Annotated in this window: 22 protein-coding genes; 15 read left to right on the top strand and 7 right to left on the bottom strand. The window is 35.3% G+C overall.

The window, feature by feature from the left end; genetic code table 11:
• Nucleotides 1-20 precede the first annotated feature (20 nt).
• Nucleotides 21-1,613 carry a nickel-dependent hydrogenase large subunit gene (locus AACZ49_RS10625; RefSeq protein WP_339654404.1) on the bottom strand — a complete coding sequence of 531 codons (1,593 nt, stop codon included), beginning with the start codon at nucleotides 1,611-1,613 and terminating at the stop codon, nucleotides 21-23.
• 22 nt (nucleotides 1,614-1,635) lie between these two features.
• On the bottom strand, nucleotides 1,636-2,595 hold the full coding sequence (locus AACZ49_RS10620; protein ID WP_339654402.1) for a hypothetical protein: 960 nt from the start codon (nucleotides 2,593-2,595) through the stop codon (nucleotides 1,636-1,638).
• A gap of 910 nt (nucleotides 2,596-3,505) precedes the next feature.
• On the opposite strand from AACZ49_RS10620, the gene AACZ49_RS10615 reads away from it, so the two are divergent.
• Complete coding sequence (locus AACZ49_RS10615) at nucleotides 3,506-4,306, top strand: phage integrase SAM-like domain and Arm DNA-binding domain-containing protein (RefSeq protein ID WP_339654399.1); 801 nt, start codon at nucleotides 3,506-3,508, stop codon at nucleotides 4,304-4,306.
• Nucleotides 4,245-4,718 carry a site-specific integrase gene (locus tag AACZ49_RS10610; protein ID WP_339654747.1) on the top strand — a complete coding sequence of 158 codons (474 nt, stop codon included), beginning with the start codon at nucleotides 4,245-4,247 and terminating at the stop codon, nucleotides 4,716-4,718. The genes AACZ49_RS10615 and AACZ49_RS10610 overlap by 62 nt, the downstream gene beginning before the upstream one ends.
• A gap of 84 nt (nucleotides 4,719-4,802) precedes the next feature.
• Here AACZ49_RS10610 and AACZ49_RS10605 read toward each other — a convergent pair whose 3' ends face one another.
• From AACZ49_RS10605 to AACZ49_RS10590, 4 genes are all read right to left on the bottom strand, one after another.
• The gene (locus tag AACZ49_RS10605; RefSeq protein ID WP_339654398.1) at nucleotides 4,803-5,264 is read right to left on the bottom strand and encodes a hypothetical protein; all 462 of its coding nucleotides are present in this window, start codon (nucleotides 5,262-5,264) and stop codon (nucleotides 4,803-4,805) included.
• A gap of 136 nt (nucleotides 5,265-5,400) precedes the next feature.
• The gene (locus AACZ49_RS10600) at nucleotides 5,401-5,508 is read right to left on the bottom strand and encodes a BfmA/BtgA family mobilization protein (RefSeq protein WP_339654396.1); all 108 of its coding nucleotides are present in this window, start codon (nucleotides 5,506-5,508) and stop codon (nucleotides 5,401-5,403) included.
• Between the two features lie 8 nt (nucleotides 5,509-5,516).
• Nucleotides 5,517-5,687 carry a BfmA/BtgA family mobilization protein gene (locus tag AACZ49_RS10595; protein WP_339654393.1) on the bottom strand — a complete coding sequence of 57 codons (171 nt, stop codon included), beginning with the start codon at nucleotides 5,685-5,687 and terminating at the stop codon, nucleotides 5,517-5,519.
• An 886-nt stretch (nucleotides 5,688-6,573) separates the two neighbouring features.
• Nucleotides 6,574-6,915 (bottom strand): BLUF domain-containing protein, encoded by a 342-nt coding sequence (locus AACZ49_RS10590; RefSeq protein WP_339654744.1) that lies wholly within the window; start codon nucleotides 6,913-6,915, stop codon nucleotides 6,574-6,576.
• Nucleotides 6,916-7,128: 213 nt separating this feature from the next.
• Between AACZ49_RS10590 and AACZ49_RS10585 the strand changes: the two genes are divergently transcribed.
• Genes AACZ49_RS10585 through AACZ49_RS10545 form a run of 9 tightly spaced genes read left to right on the top strand, consistent with a single transcriptional unit; the run spans nucleotide 7,129 to nucleotide 13,228 of the window.
• Entirely contained in the window at nucleotides 7,129-7,293 is a 165-nt protein-coding gene (locus AACZ49_RS10585) for a Lacal_2735 family protein (protein WP_339654390.1), read from the top strand.
• Between the two features lie 16 nt (nucleotides 7,294-7,309).
• On the top strand, nucleotides 7,310-7,711 hold the full coding sequence (locus AACZ49_RS10580) for a DUF2452 domain-containing protein (protein ID WP_339654387.1): 402 nt from the start codon (nucleotides 7,310-7,312) through the stop codon (nucleotides 7,709-7,711).
• A gap of 7 nt (nucleotides 7,712-7,718) precedes the next feature.
• Nucleotides 7,719-8,006, top strand: coding sequence for a TIGR03643 family protein (locus AACZ49_RS10575; RefSeq protein WP_339654385.1), 288 nt, complete (start codon nucleotides 7,719-7,721; stop codon nucleotides 8,004-8,006).
• Entirely contained in the window at nucleotides 8,007-9,125 is a 1,119-nt protein-coding gene (locus AACZ49_RS10570) for an FAD-binding domain-containing protein (protein ID WP_339654383.1), read from the top strand. It begins immediately after the preceding gene.
• Nucleotides 9,122-10,594: an FAD-binding domain-containing protein gene (locus AACZ49_RS10565; protein ID WP_339654381.1), complete on the top strand. Its 1,473-nt coding sequence runs from the start codon at nucleotides 9,122-9,124 to the stop codon at nucleotides 10,592-10,594. Before AACZ49_RS10570 ends, AACZ49_RS10565 begins: the two co-directional genes overlap by 4 nt.
• Entirely contained in the window at nucleotides 10,581-11,207 is a 627-nt protein-coding gene (locus AACZ49_RS10560) for a flavin reductase (protein WP_339654379.1), read from the top strand. Before AACZ49_RS10565 ends, AACZ49_RS10560 begins: the two co-directional genes overlap by 14 nt.
• Nucleotides 11,208-11,209: 2 nt before the next feature.
• The gene (locus AACZ49_RS10555) at nucleotides 11,210-11,338 is read left to right on the top strand and encodes a DUF2256 domain-containing protein (RefSeq protein WP_339654376.1); all 129 of its coding nucleotides are present in this window, start codon (nucleotides 11,210-11,212) and stop codon (nucleotides 11,336-11,338) included.
• A complete protein-coding gene (locus AACZ49_RS10550; RefSeq protein ID WP_339654374.1) occupies nucleotides 11,335-12,822 on the top strand; it encodes a cryptochrome/photolyase family protein in 1,488 nt (495 codons plus the stop codon). The genes AACZ49_RS10555 and AACZ49_RS10550 overlap by 4 nt, the downstream gene beginning before the upstream one ends.
• A gap of 46 nt (nucleotides 12,823-12,868) precedes the next feature.
• Complete coding sequence (locus AACZ49_RS10545) at nucleotides 12,869-13,228, top strand: DoxX family protein (RefSeq protein WP_339654372.1); 360 nt, start codon at nucleotides 12,869-12,871, stop codon at nucleotides 13,226-13,228.
• Between the two features lie 3 nt (nucleotides 13,229-13,231).
• Here AACZ49_RS10545 and AACZ49_RS10540 read toward each other — a convergent pair whose 3' ends face one another.
• On the bottom strand, nucleotides 13,232-13,594 hold the full coding sequence (locus AACZ49_RS10540; RefSeq protein ID WP_339654371.1) for a DoxX family protein: 363 nt from the start codon (nucleotides 13,592-13,594) through the stop codon (nucleotides 13,232-13,234).
• Between the two features lie 523 nt (nucleotides 13,595-14,117).
• Here AACZ49_RS10540 and AACZ49_RS10535 point away from each other — a divergent pair.
• The 4 genes from AACZ49_RS10535 (at nucleotide 14,118) to AACZ49_RS10520 (ending at nucleotide 17,945) form a co-directional block, all read left to right on the top strand.
• Nucleotides 14,118-15,368, top strand: a complete 1,251-nt coding sequence (locus tag AACZ49_RS10535; RefSeq protein ID WP_225603986.1) for a site-specific integrase — start codon at nucleotides 14,118-14,120, stop codon at nucleotides 15,366-15,368.
• A 538-nt stretch (nucleotides 15,369-15,906) separates the two neighbouring features.
• Entirely contained in the window at nucleotides 15,907-16,299 is a 393-nt protein-coding gene (locus AACZ49_RS10530; RefSeq protein WP_225603985.1) for a single-stranded DNA-binding protein, read from the top strand.
• A 44-nt stretch (nucleotides 16,300-16,343) separates the two neighbouring features.
• Nucleotides 16,344-17,417, top strand: coding sequence for a DUF932 domain-containing protein (locus AACZ49_RS10525; protein ID WP_225603984.1), 1,074 nt, complete (start codon nucleotides 16,344-16,346; stop codon nucleotides 17,415-17,417).
• Nucleotides 17,418-17,468: 51 nt separating this feature from the next.
• Complete coding sequence (locus AACZ49_RS10520) at nucleotides 17,469-17,945, top strand: hypothetical protein (protein ID WP_225603983.1); 477 nt, start codon at nucleotides 17,469-17,471, stop codon at nucleotides 17,943-17,945.
• Nucleotides 17,946-18,080: the final 135 nt, after the last annotated feature.

The raw sequence follows: 18,080 nt of genomic DNA, 5'->3' as shown, positions 1-18,080 counted from the left end.
ATTGTTTGAATTTAAGACTTCTACAGCTTGAACCTAGATAGCTCAACACCCGAATTTTGGTCGTGTGCGTGTACCGTACATACGAGACAAGAGTCAAACGACCTTGCTACAATACCTACTTCTACTGGGTCACTAGGGTCTTCTATATCAATACCTTCAAGGGCAGCTTCAATAGGTCCAGGATTGCCATTTGCATCGTTAGGTCCTACATTCCACGTTGTAGGTGCCATTACCTGATAGTTTTTTATAACACCGTCTTTAATTTCTATCCAGTGTGCTAATGCGCCACGAGCCGCTTCTGTAGCTCCAAAACCTTTTCCATCTTTTTCTACAGGTTTTGTGTAGAAAGGGGCATCAAGGTCAATTTCAGAAAGCCACTGGTCTATAAATTTATATAAACGTGGTGCTTCGTGTACTCTAGCTAAAACTCTAGTAAATACACTTGGCCCCATCTTTTTCATTATATCCCCAAATAATGGGTCTTTAATTTGATGGTCTTTGTTATTAGGATTTGCATTCATAATGCAACGTGCTAATGGGCCAGCTTCTGCAGCTTGACCATCATAGCGCGGTGCTTTAGACCAACTGTATTGCCCATCAAAATCTGTATGGTGCAATGGTTGTGATTTAGCTGGTGTAGGAAGTGGCTCATCCCAAGGGTGTAAACCATCTGCTTGATTATCATACCAAGCGTGCTTAACGTGTTCGCTCACTTTCATATGGTCAAACTCGTGATAATTTTCTCCATCAAAAAATCCGCTAGAACTAATTAAGGCATCGTTTCTGCCTTCTATTGTTGGATTATTATATCGGTCTTTGTGTAGGTACGTTCCTGTGGCTATAAATTTACCAACACCTTGACCAAATTTATCTAAGCCAAACTCTATACCTGCTCTAATTAGTAGTCCTAAATCACTATTTTTTTGTGATTCATTTTCTTCAACCCACGCAAGCATATCATCCCAAGACTTAATCTCTAGATAGCGCTCAATGGAACAGCCTAACCATACTGGTTCTAACCAGTCATTTTTAAACTGTGTCATAATAGCGTGTGCTCTTGTAATATCTTTTAAAGTAGGCGCACACATTACTCCACCAGGTACCATATAACTTGAGTGTGGCCATTGACCGCCAAACAATGCATATACTTGTACTGGTAATCCACTAGCAGTTAAACCTATCTGAAAGGTTTCACCAACATAGGCAGACCATCTTTTTACGACCTCTTTATAAAGAGGTTGGTTTGCATATTTTTTATTTGCTAAATCTGTAGCAAAAATTGCATAAAACCATCTTGGTATACTTTGTATGGTTTCAGTAGCTTGACCTATAGCTCTTAGAAGAAGTGCATTAGGAGTTAATTTTGTTCCCCAAGCAGTATCTAGAGCAGAAGATGCACAATACAAGTGCGACCCTCCACAAATTCCGCAAATACGAGGTGTTACGATAAGCCCTGATTGTGGGTCTTTACCTTCCATTATTTTCTCAAACCCTCTAAACATTGCTGCTTGAGTATGAGCACGTGTCACTTTTCCGTCGTCGATGTAAACTTTCACATCTAAATCTCCTTCAACACGTCCTACAGGCGATATATTTAATTCTTTTACTGACATTTTCTTGTGTAGTTTATGATGCTTATTTAGAAGCTTCTGTTATTTTCCTATTAGTTGGTAATACTTTTTGGAATCCTGCTTCCATATAATATGCTAGCTTGCTTCTTCCTTCTGGAACTTCTTTAGGAAAAACCCCTAAATGCTTCATAGTCTTAAACACACTACCTTTCATCAAATCGTTATGAGGGAAACCAGGTTCTGTACATCCTAAACAAGGGTGATTAGAACGCGTTTTACTTGATTGACGATTCCAAAGAATGTTATTACAACTTGCTCTCGTCATTGGTCCACGACATCCTACTTCATAGAATAGACATCCACCACGTTTTCCGAAGTTTCCGTCTACTTTTTGGGCAAAGTTGGTCACGTTTGTACAGCCATCTTGAACGAAGTCTGTAAAGAATGTTTTTGGCCTGTGGTAATCATCAATTAAAACATCTCCTATTCTTCCTACAGAAATTGCTACTAGTATTTGAGTAATCCAATCTGGGTGTGCTGGACAACCGGGAATATTTATAACAGGCAATCCTCCTTTAGAGACATAATCGTGCCCTAGGAAACCACCTTTTTTCTTTTTATGGAATTGCAGTCCTGTAGATTCACTTGGATTGGGCGCTACCGCAGGAATTCCTCCCCAAGTTGCACAATCCCCAATAGCAACCACATAACCAGCTACCTCTGATAATTCTTTAATCCAGTCCATCATTGGTCTATCGGCAAAGTAATTCATAGTACCTGTGTTATTTGGACCTTGAATTAAAGAACCTTCATACACAAGAATATCCATTTGGACCTTTCCTGCTAGAATATCTTTAAGTAAGTCTTGAACTTGGTCTCCAATTTGCAAACCCGTAGTTGGGTGCCAGAGAATATTTAAACCGAAGTCTGTTATAAGTTCTACAACAGTTGGTTCTTCTGCGTTAAGAAAAGACATTGTGTTGCCACTGCAAGCCCCTCCTTGTAACCATAAAACATTTGCCATATTTTTAAATAAAAATTAGGATTAAGTTCTAAATATAAATAAAAAAAATAAATTGCTAAAATTTTGTCAATGTAATAATTTAAGGGTCAATTAAATTAGAAATTAATAACGGTTATAGAATTTTAAACTAGGTATCGGTTTTACTCGTATAAATTGACTTTGAGCTAAAATTTATTTATCAAAAGCAATGTCAATTCTGTACCTAAACTGTACCCAAGACAAAAAAGCCTCTCAGGAAACTGAGAGGCTTGATTTTACTAGTAGCCGGAACTGGACTCGAACCACTTACCTTCGGGTTATGATAGTCAGCTTAACGTTTCAATAAATTTGGTCAAAAACTCAGAAATATATTCTCCTATTATTTCGGAATTTACGGATAAAATTAATTTACTCCCGAACCTAGATAAAAACATTCGAACCCTCGGAGTAAAAGATTTTTAAATGTTAAAGTTTAAGAAAATGCAAAAATAATTTTGCGCCCAATTTGTTTCAAAATAATTTATTCATTTTTTGTAGCTAAAATAATATCACGTAAAAAATAAAATGTAAATCACTGTATTTCAAGTGGTTGAAAAATAGGTGCGTAGTTCGGTGCGTAATTATGGTTTTTGAAAAATCAACTACTTGATTATCAGCACCTTTAAATATAATGGATAGTTCCTCTTTCTCCGCAGAAAGTCCTATAAACGGCAACAAAAACCCTCTAAATCATTGATTTAGAGGGTTTTTCATTTTTATTGATTTCATTTAATATCAAATAATAGCAATCTAAAAGGGGCTAATTCGGTGTCACTTAAAAACTATCTAAAACTGACACCGAATAGATGTTAAATAATTGATATACAGTTGTTTAAAATAATACTGATTTGATTATTTTTTACTACATTGAAGTAAGTTTTAAATTCATTCGGTGTCAGTTCAGCTCTCCATATTATTTTATGTCAAAAAAAGTAAAGCTAATCTTCAGAGTTATACCAATATTTATCTGCGTATAACTATAGACGGTAAGCGGGCCGAGTGTAGTATTAATCGAAAAGTGCATACCGATTTATGGAATAGTAGATTACAGAAAGCATTAGGGAATTCGTCAGAGAATCAGGAAATAAATAGAGAAATTGACTTTATTAAAAATAAAATCTACACCATAGAACAAAAGTTTCAACGAGACGGAACAACGTATACTGCTGCTCAATTACTCGATGTATATGTAGGTAAAGACAAAACAAAAAAAATGCTTCTAGAAATATTACAAGAGCATAATGATAAAGTTGATAGCCTCATAGGAAAAGATTTTGCGGCTGGAACTGCTGAACGGTATCGCACATGCAAAAAACACGTAACAGATTTTATTAAGAAGAAATACAAGAAAAATGATGTTCCTGTAAAGGATGTAGATCATAAATTCATTACAGGATTGGAATACTACCTTAAAACAACTCGAAAATGTGCGCACAACTCTGCAATTAAATACATCACTAACTTTAAAAAGATTATCCGAATTGCGCACGCCAATGATTGGATTGATAAAGACCCATTCTTATATTGGAAAGCCAAACTAAAAATTGTTGAGCGTGAGTTCTTGAATGAAGAAGAAATTCAAAGAATTATCGAGATAGAACTCAAAATGGAACGACTCGACCAAGTACGAGATATTTTTATCTTTTGTTTGTTTCACGGGTCTGGCATATGCCGATGTCAAAAAATTGAATAAAGGTGACATCGTTTTAAGTGTGGATGGTGAAGAATGGGTTAAGACCAAACGCTCTAAAACCGATACCAGAAGCAATATCCCGATTTTACCCATTGCTCAAACAATAATTGAAAAGTACAAAGATAATGAGCTACTAAAAGAAAAAGACTTGGTTTTACCTGTTCTCAGTAATCAAAAAATGAATGCATATATAAAAGAGATTGCGACTTTAGCTGGTATTACTAAAAACCTAACCTTTCATTTAGCCAGACATACCTTTGCGACTACAGTTACGCTTACTAATGGGGTACCTATTGAATCCGTGAGTAAGATGCTTGGTCATACTAATTTGAAAACCACACAGCATTACGCTAAAATCTTAGATATGAAAGTAAGCAAGGATATGGAAATTTTGAGGAATAAGTTTAAATAATTCCATAGCGAATAACGCTTGTTTTTTTTCCACACTTGACTCATTCGATTTACGCAGCCAAAAATTGGTCAGCTCAAATCAGGGTTAAATTTTTTGGAAATCATTTTTCGAGAACTTTAGTGCAGCTATTTTCCAATCATCTATTTTCGAGCCATTTTCAATTTGATAGTTTTTGGATTTTAAGAATGTGTGAGATTTGATTCCTTCTATTTCTGGCCATCCATTTTTATTAAAAAAATTAATGACAGCCTCTTCATTTTTTGGCTTAGTCAGTTTATATAGTTTTTTATTGTTTTTATTTTTAAAGAGAGTACCAACTTTTGGCCTGGTTTCGGGATACTGTTGGCTAGATTCTGGTAAGGTAGGGTACAGAGCATGTTCGATACTTGTCCCAAATTTGGACATGTTGATTCTTGAACCTTTTCTCGGACCGAAAGATGGTTGGTATTTCAGATAACTCCACTCATACAGATCTCTGATATGATTGAGATGCGTTGTTTTTGATCTGAACTTTGCCATGTACATGATCTCATTTCGGTTGATCATAAATATCTTTTTAAAGAATGACCTATTCCATTTCTGGAACAGTGCCATATACAAAGCAATGTGACCCTGTCTAATACATTGGTCATTATTGAAACGCGTCAATACAGTATTTAAGTGGACTATATAATTGATCTTGTTACTTAGTAGGTTTGGTCTGCGACTTTTCGATATCTTTCATGATAGCGATCATGTCGTTCATTCGTTTCTTGATAAGTATGGAAATTCTGTTTTCCAAGGTTTCCATCCGAGGTCCTAAACGCTCCGTTGGTGAAATTCCATTTTCCTAAAAAAAAAAATTAACATTAAGAGCAATGTTATCGATTGAGATTTTGACAACATTTCACTAAATTTTCTAAATTGACCAGCTACTGAACTTTTGATTTTTAAAGTTTCAAATTCTTCTTTTTCGTATCCTTTATCCATGGTTTTTAGTAAAATAGATGCCTGCTTATGGCGAATAACAATTGTTTTTACTAAAAAGCAGTATATCACGTCAAATTCTTAAAAAAACAAAAACTTCACGAACCTCCTATAAATAAGGCTTTTTTAAAAAAATCTAATATTCGTAACGTGGCTTTGCCCGTTACCCTCTTGCTATTCGATTCCTTCATTTCAGGATTTTTATACTTTTTAACTAAGGCTGAAAAGCAATTTTAGGTGCTTTTAACATCATTGTTTTTTAGTGTTAAATGAAAGTTGTATAATTTAATTAATTGATGATCAAATATTTAATATAATTTATAAATCCATAATAGATGGTTTATATTGATGTAATTTGATATGCTTTTTCCTTTAAAATTACACTTATTATATCTTGAGCGTTTTCCTTTTCTTTTGATATTGAATTCTATGTTGCCATATAATTACCGATTTCATTTATAGCAAAATGATACAGATTAGGTTCAATTCAATTTCAATCACTTACTTCCCATAGCGCCATCGCCGTTACCTTTTCGGTAACCAACACTAAAATTGTGAACGAGTAAGAACTTATAAAAGTGATCTTGTCCTGAGCGCAGTCGAATGGGCTAGCGAACGGTTATGCAGTTCGTCTCGGGCAGAATTTTCTTTCTTGTGAAGAAAGGGTTGTGGTAATCTTTTTGCTAGGCGAACGCTGTCGCTTTTTCTGCGACTGGGTTCAAGATTTTTTAAGAAGCTCTTTTCTCAAAATGTAGCTTTTCGTGAAATGAAGGGGAAAGTGCTGATTGGCTTTAGATAATCTAATTTCAATTCAACTAAATAGATTTTAATGTTTGGGAGTTGACAAATCATACAAGTAATTCCAAAAAATACTTGAAGCTTTTGTATTCTAATCGGCTGACTTAGCTAATTCCCTTATGTTATTTTCAAAATGGATATGCTGATTAAAATCCAAGCCATAAGTAGTTTCACTAATGGTATTCCATCCAGTAAATGGTTTCTCTTCTATCTCTCCACTTGCCAATAAAGAAATTCCTATATGACGATTATCTGTTTTTATTTTCGCAAGCAAGTTTCTTATATCGGTTTCTTTTCCTTCTAACACTTGTATAAACACCTTATTACTAAAAACAATGTATCCTGTACTATCATTCAGTTTATTATAAACTTTAGATTTAGAGGTAATGTGGTTTATTTGCTCCTTATCGATAAGCGGATCTACAAAAGAGATATATCAATACAAACATTAAATACATTTTAAAAAAAACAATTAACGCTTATTGATTTACATTAATAATGATAATATCATAACTGATTTTTTTTGTTAAAGATTCATAATAACAATGAATTCATTTTGTTTAACATTAACTAAAAATAATTAAACATATCGTATCTTTGTGGGGTATTTTCTAGAAACCTATTTCTAGATATTATAAACAACAATATGTTCGGATTATTAAAAAAGAAATCAGAGAAAGAAAAATTACAAGCTCAGTATGAAAAGCTTTTAAGGGAAGCTCACAGTTTATCTACTACGAATAGAAAAATGAGCGATCAGAAAGCCTATGATGCAGAAGAAGTAATGAAACAACTAGAAAAACTGAGTTAATAAGCTTTGATTAAAAATGGCAGAAGATAAAAAACCAGATAATGTAGTTTTTGATAAAAAAACTCAAAAATATGATGCTGCAATAAAGACTTATGCTACTTCTGTTGGTGCGCCAGTAATAACTACTACAGATACAATTGCTTGGAAAAATGGAAGCATCTATAAAATAAACCACAAGGTTGAAACCAAATATTTAGAGCTTAAAGGTGAATACGAAAAAGTATTGCAGGAGTTTGAGTATAATAAACTCCTACTTAATGCAAAATTTACTTTTGAGCCCATCCTTGGCGAAGTATATCATTGGTACAAAAGAGAAAAAGTAGAATCCTTTCTTTCCATCATAGCGCCAGAACAATTAAGTTTCAATGCTCTTGGTAGTTTTTATTTGAACACAGACCAAATTTGGAAAAAAATATAGCTCTAGTATGGCAAACACAAAACAATTCACAGAGAGAGAACTAGACCGCATTATAGAAATGGCTTGGGAAGACCGAACTCCTTTTGAAGAGATTCTATTCCAGTTTGAATTACCTGAAAAAGAGGTTATTAAAGTGATGCGTAGCAATCTTAAAGCATCGAGTTTTAAGCTTTGGCGCAAGCGTATAAATAGCGGTGTTAGCCAAAAGCATTTAAAAAAGCGTAATCCTGATATCTCACGTTTTAAATGTTCTCGCCAAAAGGCAATTTCAGGGAATAAAATAAGTAAGCGTTAAATGGAATTATTTGAACATCAAGATTCCATATTTCCAACTTCTTATGCAGAAATTCTTCAGCGTGTTAGAAACATAGACCCGCTTAAATATGGTTCGACTCGCGATTATATAAATGGTTCAATCACTTATTTGTCCCCTTATATTTCTAGGGGCATTATCTCTACAAAATTTATACTTTCTGAAGTTCTTAACCGAGGTTATAAACCTACTCAAATTGAAAAATTTATTCAAGAATTGGCTTGGAGAGATTACTGGCAACAAATTTGGATAGCCAAAGGTGATGCCATAAACAATGATTTAAAACACGAACAAAAGCCTGTTTCTAATATGGCTGTTTCAAAGGCGATTGTTGATGCCAATACAGGAATTGAAGCTATAGACAGAGGCATTCAAGAATTTTATAAAACAGGATATATACACAACCACTTAAGAATGTACATAGCGTCCATAGCTTGTAATATGAGACAAAGCCATTGGAAAGTTCCTGCGCAATGGATGTACTACCATTTACTGGATGCAGATTGGGCGAGTAATGCCCTGAGTTGGCAATGGGTGGCCGGAGCCAATGCAAATAAAAAATATGTTGCCAATCAAGATAACATCAATAAATATTGTTTTACACAACAAAAAGGCACTTTTTTAGATGTACCCTATGAAGCTTTAACTTCTATTACGATTCCTGAGATTTTAAAGGATACACCTTTATTAAAATTAAAAACACCATTGCCTAAATTGGAGTCAATTGTAATTGATGAAACACTCCCTACCTGTATCTATAACTTTTACAATCTAGACCCACTTTGGAAAAAAGATATTTCAACAAATAGAATTCTACTATTAGAACCTTCGCATTTTAATCAATATCCTATTTCGCAAAAGACACTTGATTTTATCATTACTATTTCCGAAGAAAACATACCAAATATTCAAATTTATGTTGGAGAATTTAATGACCTTATTACAAGTCATAACTTTGGAAATATCTACTATAAGGAACATCCTTTAAATAAGTATTATGATGGTATTGAAGAACCGAGAGATTGGATGTTTACTGTACAAGGCTATTACCCTTCTTTCTTTTCCTTTTGGAAAAAGTGTAAAAAACAGCTAACCTATTGAAAAGGAAAGCTATACATATTGTTTGGTTAAAGCGTGATATACGTTCTCAAGACCACGAGCCTCTACTAAAGGCAGAACGTGCTGGTATTCCATATCGTATTATATATTTGTTTGAGCCTTCTCTTATTGCATATCCAGATACCAGTCCAAGACATTTACAGTTTATCTATCATTCTATTACAGCATTAAACAAGACACTATCGCCTTTTAATAGGGGTGTAGATGTATTTTATGGCGAGGCCATTGATGTATTTGAATACTTGCAATTATCTTATAATATAAAAACGCTATTTAGCTTTCGCGAAAGCGGAACCCAACTCACCTGGCAACGCGATAAAAAAATAAATTCGTTTTGTAAACAGCATAGTATCATTTGGGAAGAATCACAGCGAGATGGTATTCTAAGAGGTATTAAAAACAGAGATGCTTGGAACAAACACTGGCGCACTACAATGCATCATCCAGTGATTCAAAACGCTTATTCAGTTTCTAAGCAAGAAAGGCTTCAACACCCGTTTGTGTTTCCTGAAAAATTAGTGAATCAACTAAAAGAATACCAAAAACAGTTTCAACCTGCTGGTGAACAAAATGCGTGGCGGTATTTAAAATCGTTCACAGCCAAAAGAGGTTTTAATTACCAAAAGCATATTTCTAAACCAACTGAAAGCAGAACAGGGTGTAGCAGACTATCACCCTATTTGGCATGGGGAAATATAAGTGTAAAACAAGCTTTTCAATTTATAGGTACACATCCTAACGGAACCAAAAATAATAGAGCTTTCTCCGCTATGCTCACCAGATTGCATTGGCATTGTCATTTCATTCAAAAATTTGAAGTAGAATGCAGCTATGAGACAGATTGTATCAATAGAGGTTATGAACTATTACCTCATAAAAAAAATGAAAACTTTATTAAAGCTTGGAAAACGGGCACTACGGGCTATCCTCTAATTGATGCCTGTATGCGTGCTGTAGAACAAACAGGGTGGATTAATTTTAGAATGCGAGCAATGGTCGTTTCATTTTTAACTCTAAATCTTGACCAAGATTGGCGAGATGGTACCTACCATTTGGCGAGACAGTTTTTAGATTACGAACCAGGTATTCATTATCCGCAGTTTCAAATGCAAGCAGGTACAACTGGAATTAATACCGTACGTTTATACAACCCTGTAAAAAACTCACAAGAGCACGACCCACAAGGTATATTTATAAAAAAATGGATTCCAGAGCTTGCTACTATTCCTGTAACTCACATTCACGAGCCTTGGAAAATGACAAAAATGGAACAAACGTTTTGTGGTGTTACTATTGGTGAAGATTATCCATTACCCATTGTAGACTTGCAAGAAAGCGCACGGATCGCAAGAGATAAAATTTGGGGACATAAGAAGCATCCTGCTGTGCAAAAAGAGAAGAAACGACTTTTAAACACACACGTAAATAGAACACATAATGATTTACACTAAAAAAGATATAGAACAGTTAGACCGTATTACTCGATTAAAAATCATTAATTCGGTCACAGGCATAAAACCTGCAAATCTTATAGGTTCTATAGACAGTAAAGGACAAACTAATTTAGCTATCTTTAGCTCGGTAGTGCATTTAGGAAGTAATCCTGCACTTATTGGTTTTGTGTCTAGACCTCAAACTGCAGAAGTTGGTCATACGTATCGAAATATTCAAGAAAACGGAGTATACACGATTAACCATATTCATCCAGAGTTTGTTAAAAATGCTCACTATACTTCGGCAAAATTTGATGCGTCGGTTTCAGAATTTGAACGTTGTAATCTTTCCGAAGAAACTATCGAAAATTTTAAAGCTCCGTTTGTAAAAGAAAGCACATTTAAAATGGGAATGCGTTTTAAAGAAGCGCTTGATATTAAACAAAATGGGACCGTTTTAATTATTGGAGAAATAGAACACCTCATTTTTCCCGATACTTCATTGGTAGATGATGATATTGATTTGGAGGCTGCAAATAGTGTTGGTATTTCAGGCTTGAACAGTTATTATTCGTTGAGTAAAATTGAAAAACACCCCTTTGTGAGAGTAAATGCAGTACCTGAATTTTAATTATGAAAAAAGAACATCTCCCGCAAAAGATATGTATTGTTTGCCAACGTCCATTTGCGTGGCGTAAAAAATGGGAAAAGAATTGGGAAGAAGTTAAATGTTGTAGTGAACGCTGTAGAAGAAATAAATGAAACAGGTCAATCTTATATTTCCACATCAATTATTTCAAGAATCACCGATTTTTGAGGTAGATGCTCCTGTGTACTTAATTGAAGAATACTTATTCTTTAAGCAGTACCTATTCCACAAACAAAAAATAGGATTCCATAGAGCGACAATGAAACGCTATGCCCATTTTCTTCAGAACGGTAAAAACCTCGTTGTACATTATGTTGAAGCGATAGAAGAAATTTCAGATATCAGACTGCTTATTCCTGATTTAAAACGCCAAGGTATTGAACATATCAACTATATTGACCCAACAGATAACTGGCTTCAGAAACGTTTAGATATATGCTTTCGTGAAAGCGGAATAACATCCACTCAATATCATTCGCCTTTATTTTTAAATAAGAAGGAAGAGCTAACTACTTTTTTTAGAAGCGACAAAAAGAAATACCATCAAACCACCTTTTATACAGAACAGCGTAAAAAACGAAATATACTTATTGATTCTGATGGAAAACCGATAGGTGGAAAATGGACATTTGACACCGAGAATAGAAAGAAATACCCTCCTAAAAAGACACCACCATCTATACAATTTCCAGATGTAGATGATTTTTATGAAGAGGCGAAACAGTATGTTAAAAAACACTTTTCTAAACATTTAGGTAGTATTACAGAGCATTCATTATATCCAACCAGTTTTGAAGCAACTACCTCATGGCTCAATCAATTTTTTGAGCAACGCTTTATGGAGTTCGGTGTATATGAAGATGCCATTGTAGCTGAAAATTCGATACTAAATCATAGTGTATTAACCCCTATGCTCAATGTGGGTTTAATTACACCTAAAGAGATTATTGAGTCTTGTTTAGCGTATGCGGAAGGAAACAATGTACCTATTAATTCCATAGAAGGTTTTGTACGTCAAATTATAGGATGGCGAGAGTTTATAAGAGGTATCTATGAAGCTAGAGGAAGCGAAGAACGTACCACTAATTTCTGGAAGTTTAAAAAGAAAATTCCTGCTTCGTTTTATGTCGGTGCTACAGGTATTCCACCCATTGACCAAACCATTAAAAAAGTATTGAAAACGGGCTATTGTCATCACATAGAACGACTGATGGTTCTAGGCAATTTTATGATGCTCTGTGAGTTCGACCCAGACGAAGTTTATAAGTGGTTTATGGAACTCTTTATTGATTCTTATGATTGGGTAATGGTTACCAATATTTACGGAATGAGTCAATTTGCAGATGGTGGTTTAATGGCTAGTAAACCTTATATAAGTGGCAGTAACTATCTAATGAAAATGAGTAATTATAAAAATGGAGATTGGCAAGCGACTTGGGATGGTCTTTTTTGGCGATTTATGCATACACATCGTGATTTCTTTTTGTCAAATCCACGATTAGGAATGTTGGTGCGTATGTTTGACAAAATGCCTGCTGAGAAACAGCAAAAGCATTTTGAAAATGGAGAGACCTATTTACAAACTTTACAGTTATGAAATCGTTAATTGGTTAATAGCATCCTTTAAAAAACAATTATACAATATGAGTATCTTAAATATTACTGTGTTTTTATCAAGTAGTGCCTTCTTATTCTATGGTATTAATTGTTTAAGCTCGAAGAAAATGACTCAAGAGTTTATTCGATTTGGCCTTGATACACAAAAAAGATTATTAACGGGGTATTTTCAATTATTGGGTTCTTTGGGTTTGGTTTTTGGTTACTTTCTTTTACCAGATTTGGTCTTTATAGCGTCCGCAGGGTTAACACTTCTAATGCTTTTGGGATTTCTAGTAAGAATAAAAATAAGAGACAGTCTTTTACAATCATTACCATCACTCGTGTTTGCACTTATTAACCTATATATCTGTTTTGAATATTATGATAGACTTTCTTTAGTATAAAATTCAAACGAAAGCAATAAACAAGCACATAACTAAAAATAATGCTGCAGGAAAGGATTTAAGTAAAGGGTCTTTTATTTTGACATGCATTGCTATAGAGCCTAATAACAAAGTTGCTAAACCTAAAGCTGCTGGTTGCTTTAGCACAGGATACCATATCGAAGCGATAAGTGAAATAGCAAGGGTTACTTTTAAGAAGCCTGTAATATAGCATAGTGTCTTTGATATTCCATATTTTTCAAACTCTTCTAAAATCGTAGTAGCGCTTCCTCCTCGCCACCGTGTTGCTTTATTATTTTGTAAGAGCCATACATTTAAAATACTGATTCCGACAATAGCTTGAAAAGCGATAACTAAATAATTCATATTCTAAAATTACGGTTGATTCTTTAGTTTTTAAAACTTAATTCTACAAAAAAAGTTAAATAAAAAAATTCAATTATAAAAATACTAATTTTGTTTATTATTTTTAAATAATAATTAAACAAAAATCACAAAAGGTGTTTTTGTAAGTTTTAAAAATGGTAAACTAAAATCAAAAAAAATGTTATTTAATACCAGTTATACAAATGAAGATTATACGAAAGAGATCAAGAATATATTAGGTGAAGCTTTTTCTTTTTTATTAAAAAAAGATTAGTAAAAAGCAAAAATACGCAAAACGATTAAAACCGTTGCTATACAATGCTTTATAAAACAGTAGTCTTAGTTTGGAACTCGGTGTCTGATAGGTTTTGGGCTTGAAAATACAAGGTTAGGTTACTAATTCGTTACCGATTAACAAAGGTAAACACACAGCTTAACTGATTATATTTCAGTCTTTTGCACCCTTTTTTACATTCCCTTGTAACTCAATGTAATTTAATTTTAAACATTAAACATTTGAGTTATGGAACAGACAAAAAAGTCCACGTTCAAACTACTTTTCTATTTGAAAAAGAACGAACTGAAAAAGAATGGTAATGCCCCGATTATGGCACGTATTACCATTGATGGAACAGCTAAAACTTTCGGAACAAAGTTAGAAATAAACCCCAATAATTGGGATTTAAAGTACGGAAGAGTTGAAGGTAAAAGTGCAACAGCTTTAAGCATCAACCAAAAATTAGATAATATACGTGGGCGTATCGACAAGATTTATGAAGATATGCTGAAACACGAGGGCTTTGCTACCTCACAGAAAGTAAAGCTGTCCTTTTTGGGTGTTGGTGTAATGGATGATGCAATACTAAAAGTCTTCAACGACCAAAATGAGGATTTTAAAAAATTGGTCGAAAAGGAAGAACGTTCGCAAAGTACCTATAACAAGTATATCACAGTTTACAATCATCTTACCACCTTTATAAAAGAACGCTATCATCGTGATGATATGGCTTTTCGGGAATTGACTGCCGATTTTATCCGTGAATTTGATTTTTACCTCCGGTACGACTTACAGTCTGCGCATAATACGGTTTGGGTTTACACGATGCCTGTATTAAGTCTGGTGGAGCTGGCTATTAAGAAAGGCTTGATACGTGATAATCCGTTTCAGGATTACGAAATCAATATGGAAGAAACCGACAGGGGTTATATTCTTAAAGAAGACGTAGAAAAGCTGATGATGTGCGTACCATCGCACACACGGTATGAACTTGTAAAAGACCTTTTCATTTTCAGTTGTTTTACTGGACTTGCTTATGCGGATATAAAAAAACTGACAAGGAACAACATTCAATCTTTCTTTGACGGTCATCAGTGGATTATCAGCAGAAGAAAGAAATCAGATATTGCGTCCAATGTTCGATTAATGGAAATCCCTAAACGCATCATTGAGAAATATCAAGGTACGACAAGGAATGAATTTATCTTCCCGGTTCCGACCAATGTAACCTGCAATACTCACGTAGGTAAATTGATTGTCGAAGCGGAAATCATTACGGAGCAAAAGGTAACTTTTCACACGGCAAGGCATACTTTCGGAACAATGTTTTTGACCGAGGGCGTACCTCTTGAAAGCCTTAGCAAAATGATGGGACATAAAAACATTTCCACTACACAGATTTATGCTAAAATCACAAGCCAAAAAATAAGTAAGGATATGGATTTAGTTGCCCCAAAATTTCAGGCTATGGAAGAAGCATTTTTAGCAGCAATCTGATTAACTATTATTACTCCACAACAGAGCAGAACTTAACGGTTCTGCTTTTTTTGTGCCTATACTTTTCGTGTAGGCAAAGCACATTTACTTTCCTCTACTCAATCCAACACTGTAAAAGAGCTTATTACCTACTTCCGAAATAGAAAATTGAAAAACGAAATCCCCATCTATCACGCCCTGCTATTCCGTTTTTCAAATCTCAATTACAGGCTATCATAGCCTGGTCATTAATACCATAAAATTTAGAACAGAATATTTCCACAATCAACCGGTAAAAAGGCAGCTAAGTTATAGCGGGCAGCCACCGCACACACCCACCAATAAAAAAATGAATGAACGGTTTCCCCCTAAAGGAACCCCCATTAAATCATTTTTTTTCTTGGTTTTCGCTGTTTCCCGCTTGGATTATCTGCTTTCTTTTTTCCGGTTTTTCTTTTGGAAAAAATTATGCGAAGCGAAGCGGAGCAAACCACAACAGGAAGCAGGAAACGAGAAAAGCGAACGTAACAAAATGTAAAACTTTTAAAACAAGACGATTATGAACATCACAGGAAGACTGACAAGGGATGCGGAAGTACGCACAACGTCAAACGAAAAACAGGTAGTAAACTTTTCAGTAGCGACCAACGACAGCTACCGTAACAAGCAGGGCGAACGAGTAGAGCAAACAACCTACTTCGATTGTGCCTATTGGATTTCTGCAAAGGTGGCAAGGCTACTGACCAAAGGCACTTTGGTAGAACTCACAGGACGAGTAAGTACAAGGGCGTGGGTAAGCAAAGACGGAGAAGCAAGAGCAGGTCTGAATTTCCATACCTCAAACATCAAACTGCACGGAGGTAGCAGGAGAACCGAAACCACACAGGCTACTGCACAAGACGATAATAACAAGGTTACAGCACAGGGAACAGATGACGACCTCCCATTTTAACAACGAGTATTCAATCATTTTTTAACATCAAAATTTTAAGCATTATGGCACATAATATCAATTTCAACGAAAGAACAGGACGTTATTCATTTTTCAGCGTTCAGCAAAAGGCGTGGCACGGTTTAGGACAAATCGTGGAGCAATACCCAACGAGTGAAGAAGCTATCAGACACGCAGGATTAGATTACGAAGTCGTAAAATCCCCACTATTTACCAAAGGTTCGGGCATTATCGAAACCTCCAACGGCATAGAGATAGGTAGTAGCGAATTGGCAGTACCTAACTATTTCGCCAACATACGCACCGATAACAATGCAGTATTGGGCGTAGTTGGTAAGGATTACCATATCGTACAAAACCGTGAAGCCTTTAATTTCTTTGATGCTATTGTAGGCGGTGGCGAGGGTATTCTCTATGAAACCGCAGGAGCATTGGGAAATGGGGAACGTATTTTTATCACAGCCAAATTGCCCGACTATATCCGTGTAGGGAATGGCGATGATGTAACGGAAAAGTACATTTTCCTAACCACTTCGCACGATGGTAGCGGAAGTATCACAGCCGCATTTACTCCTATCCGTATCGTTTGCCAAAACACGCTGAACGCTTCGTTACGCAGTATGACCAATGTAGTTCGTATCAAACACACATCGGGAGCAAAAGGACGTATCGAGAATGCTCACAAGATTATGGGATTGGCGAATACTTTGAGTAACCAATTGGAGGGCATTTTCAACAATTGGGCAAAAGTAAAGGTAACAGACCGAGAAGTAAGAAAGTTAATCCAATTGGCACTTTGTCCGAACAAGGAAACCCTTGATTTAATTAAAAAAGGTGCGGAAGATGAAATTTCCACCGTGTTTAAAAATACCGTTGAGGATGCTTTTGCCTATGCGATGATAAGCGACACACAGCAAATGGACACCACCAAAGGCACATTGTTCGGAGCGTACAATGCTGTTACAGGCTACTATCAGAACGTAAGAAATTATAAGAACGATGAAGCCAAGTTACAGAGCATTGTATTGGGTGGTACTGCCCAACTCAAATCACAGAAAGCATTTGAATTGTGTAGTGGTTTTGCTTTGAACGGTGCAGAAATCCTAAACCTTAATTAATTAACAACAGGCTACCGCCTTAATCGGTGGTAGCCTATCAAAATATTCATTATGGCAAATTGGTGCAGTAATACGGTTGTATTCGAGGGAACTCCCGAAGCAATCACAGCGATACAGGAACTTTTTCAATCAATGAAAGAAAAGGAAGAAAAAACCGAGCAAGGGCAATTTCCCGAATTTATGGAAGATACCAACGGTGGGTATTTCTTCAATATCTATTGGCACGAGGGCGATGAAGGACAATTTCAATATGAAACAAAGTGGTCGCCAAATATTGAAGTGTTGCAGGGAATAGCAAGCCTCTATAAAGTGAATTTCGTACAGGACTATGAGGAAATGGGAAACCTTGTTTACGGCAGAGCAACTTATCGGGACGGCATACTCAGCGATATATTTTTGGGCGATGATGATTTTGAAGCCTACGAACAGAATGAAGAAACAGACCTCTACCACTTTGAGGGAGAAGAGTACGAAAGCGATTATGAGATATTGGAAACTCTTTTGGAACGCAAAATTGTAACACTATGAAAGTAACGGATTTGAACGGTTACGAAATTGAAGTAACCGACCTAAAAGAAGCTATCCGTATTGCCAAGCGAAATACAGGATATAGCCACGAGGACAAAAGTTTTTCAGACTTCGATAAAAGGCAAAATGCCTATT

The organism is uncultured Maribacter sp. (assembly GCF_963975365.1).
GTDB lineage: Bacteria > Bacteroidota > Bacteroidia > Flavobacteriales > Flavobacteriaceae > Maribacter.
The sequence above is the reverse complement of the archived record's forward strand: the minus strand, read 5'-3'. Positions and strand labels throughout refer to the sequence as shown.

Coding starts and splice junctions, on each gene's coding strand:
- AACZ49_RS10560 (WP_339654379.1), top strand. CDS start 10,581: ATGATTTACACTAAAAAAGATATAGAACAGTTAGACCGTATTACTCGA.
- AACZ49_RS10520 (WP_225603983.1), top strand. CDS start 17,469: ATGGCAAATTGGTGCAGTAATACGGTTGTATTCGAGGGAACTCCCGAA.
- AACZ49_RS10585 (WP_339654390.1), top strand. CDS start 7,129: ATGTTCGGATTATTAAAAAAGAAATCAGAGAAAGAAAAATTACAAGCT.
- AACZ49_RS10550 (WP_339654374.1), top strand. CDS start 11,335: ATGAAACAGGTCAATCTTATATTTCCACATCAATTATTTCAAGAATCA.
- AACZ49_RS10595 (WP_339654393.1), bottom strand. CDS start 5,687: ATGGATAAAGGATACGAAAAAGAAGAATTTGAAACTTTAAAAATCAAA.
- AACZ49_RS10600 (WP_339654396.1), bottom strand. CDS start 5,508: ATGGAAACCTTGGAAAACAGAATTTCCATACTTATCAAGAAACGAATG.
- AACZ49_RS10575 (WP_339654385.1), top strand. CDS start 7,719: ATGGCAAACACAAAACAATTCACAGAGAGAGAACTAGACCGCATTATA.
- AACZ49_RS10540 (WP_339654371.1), bottom strand. CDS start 13,594: ATGAATTATTTAGTTATCGCTTTTCAAGCTATTGTCGGAATCAGTATT.
- AACZ49_RS10620 (WP_339654402.1), bottom strand. CDS start 2,595: ATGGCAAATGTTTTATGGTTACAAGGAGGGGCTTGCAGTGGCAACACA.
- AACZ49_RS10555 (WP_339654376.1), top strand. CDS start 11,210: ATGAAAAAAGAACATCTCCCGCAAAAGATATGTATTGTTTGCCAACGT.
- AACZ49_RS10605 (WP_339654398.1), bottom strand. CDS start 5,264: ATGATCAACCGAAATGAGATCATGTACATGGCAAAGTTCAGATCAAAA.
- AACZ49_RS10525 (WP_225603984.1), top strand. CDS start 16,344: ATGGCACATAATATCAATTTCAACGAAAGAACAGGACGTTATTCATTT.
- AACZ49_RS10570 (WP_339654383.1), top strand. CDS start 8,007: ATGGAATTATTTGAACATCAAGATTCCATATTTCCAACTTCTTATGCA.
- AACZ49_RS10580 (WP_339654387.1), top strand. CDS start 7,310: ATGGCAGAAGATAAAAAACCAGATAATGTAGTTTTTGATAAAAAAACT.
- AACZ49_RS10530 (WP_225603985.1), top strand. CDS start 15,907: ATGAACATCACAGGAAGACTGACAAGGGATGCGGAAGTACGCACAACG.
- AACZ49_RS10535 (WP_225603986.1), top strand. CDS start 14,118: ATGGAACAGACAAAAAAGTCCACGTTCAAACTACTTTTCTATTTGAAA.
- AACZ49_RS10545 (WP_339654372.1), top strand. CDS start 12,869: ATGAGTATCTTAAATATTACTGTGTTTTTATCAAGTAGTGCCTTCTTA.
- AACZ49_RS10625 (WP_339654404.1), bottom strand. CDS start 1,613: ATGTCAGTAAAAGAATTAAATATATCGCCTGTAGGACGTGTTGAAGGA.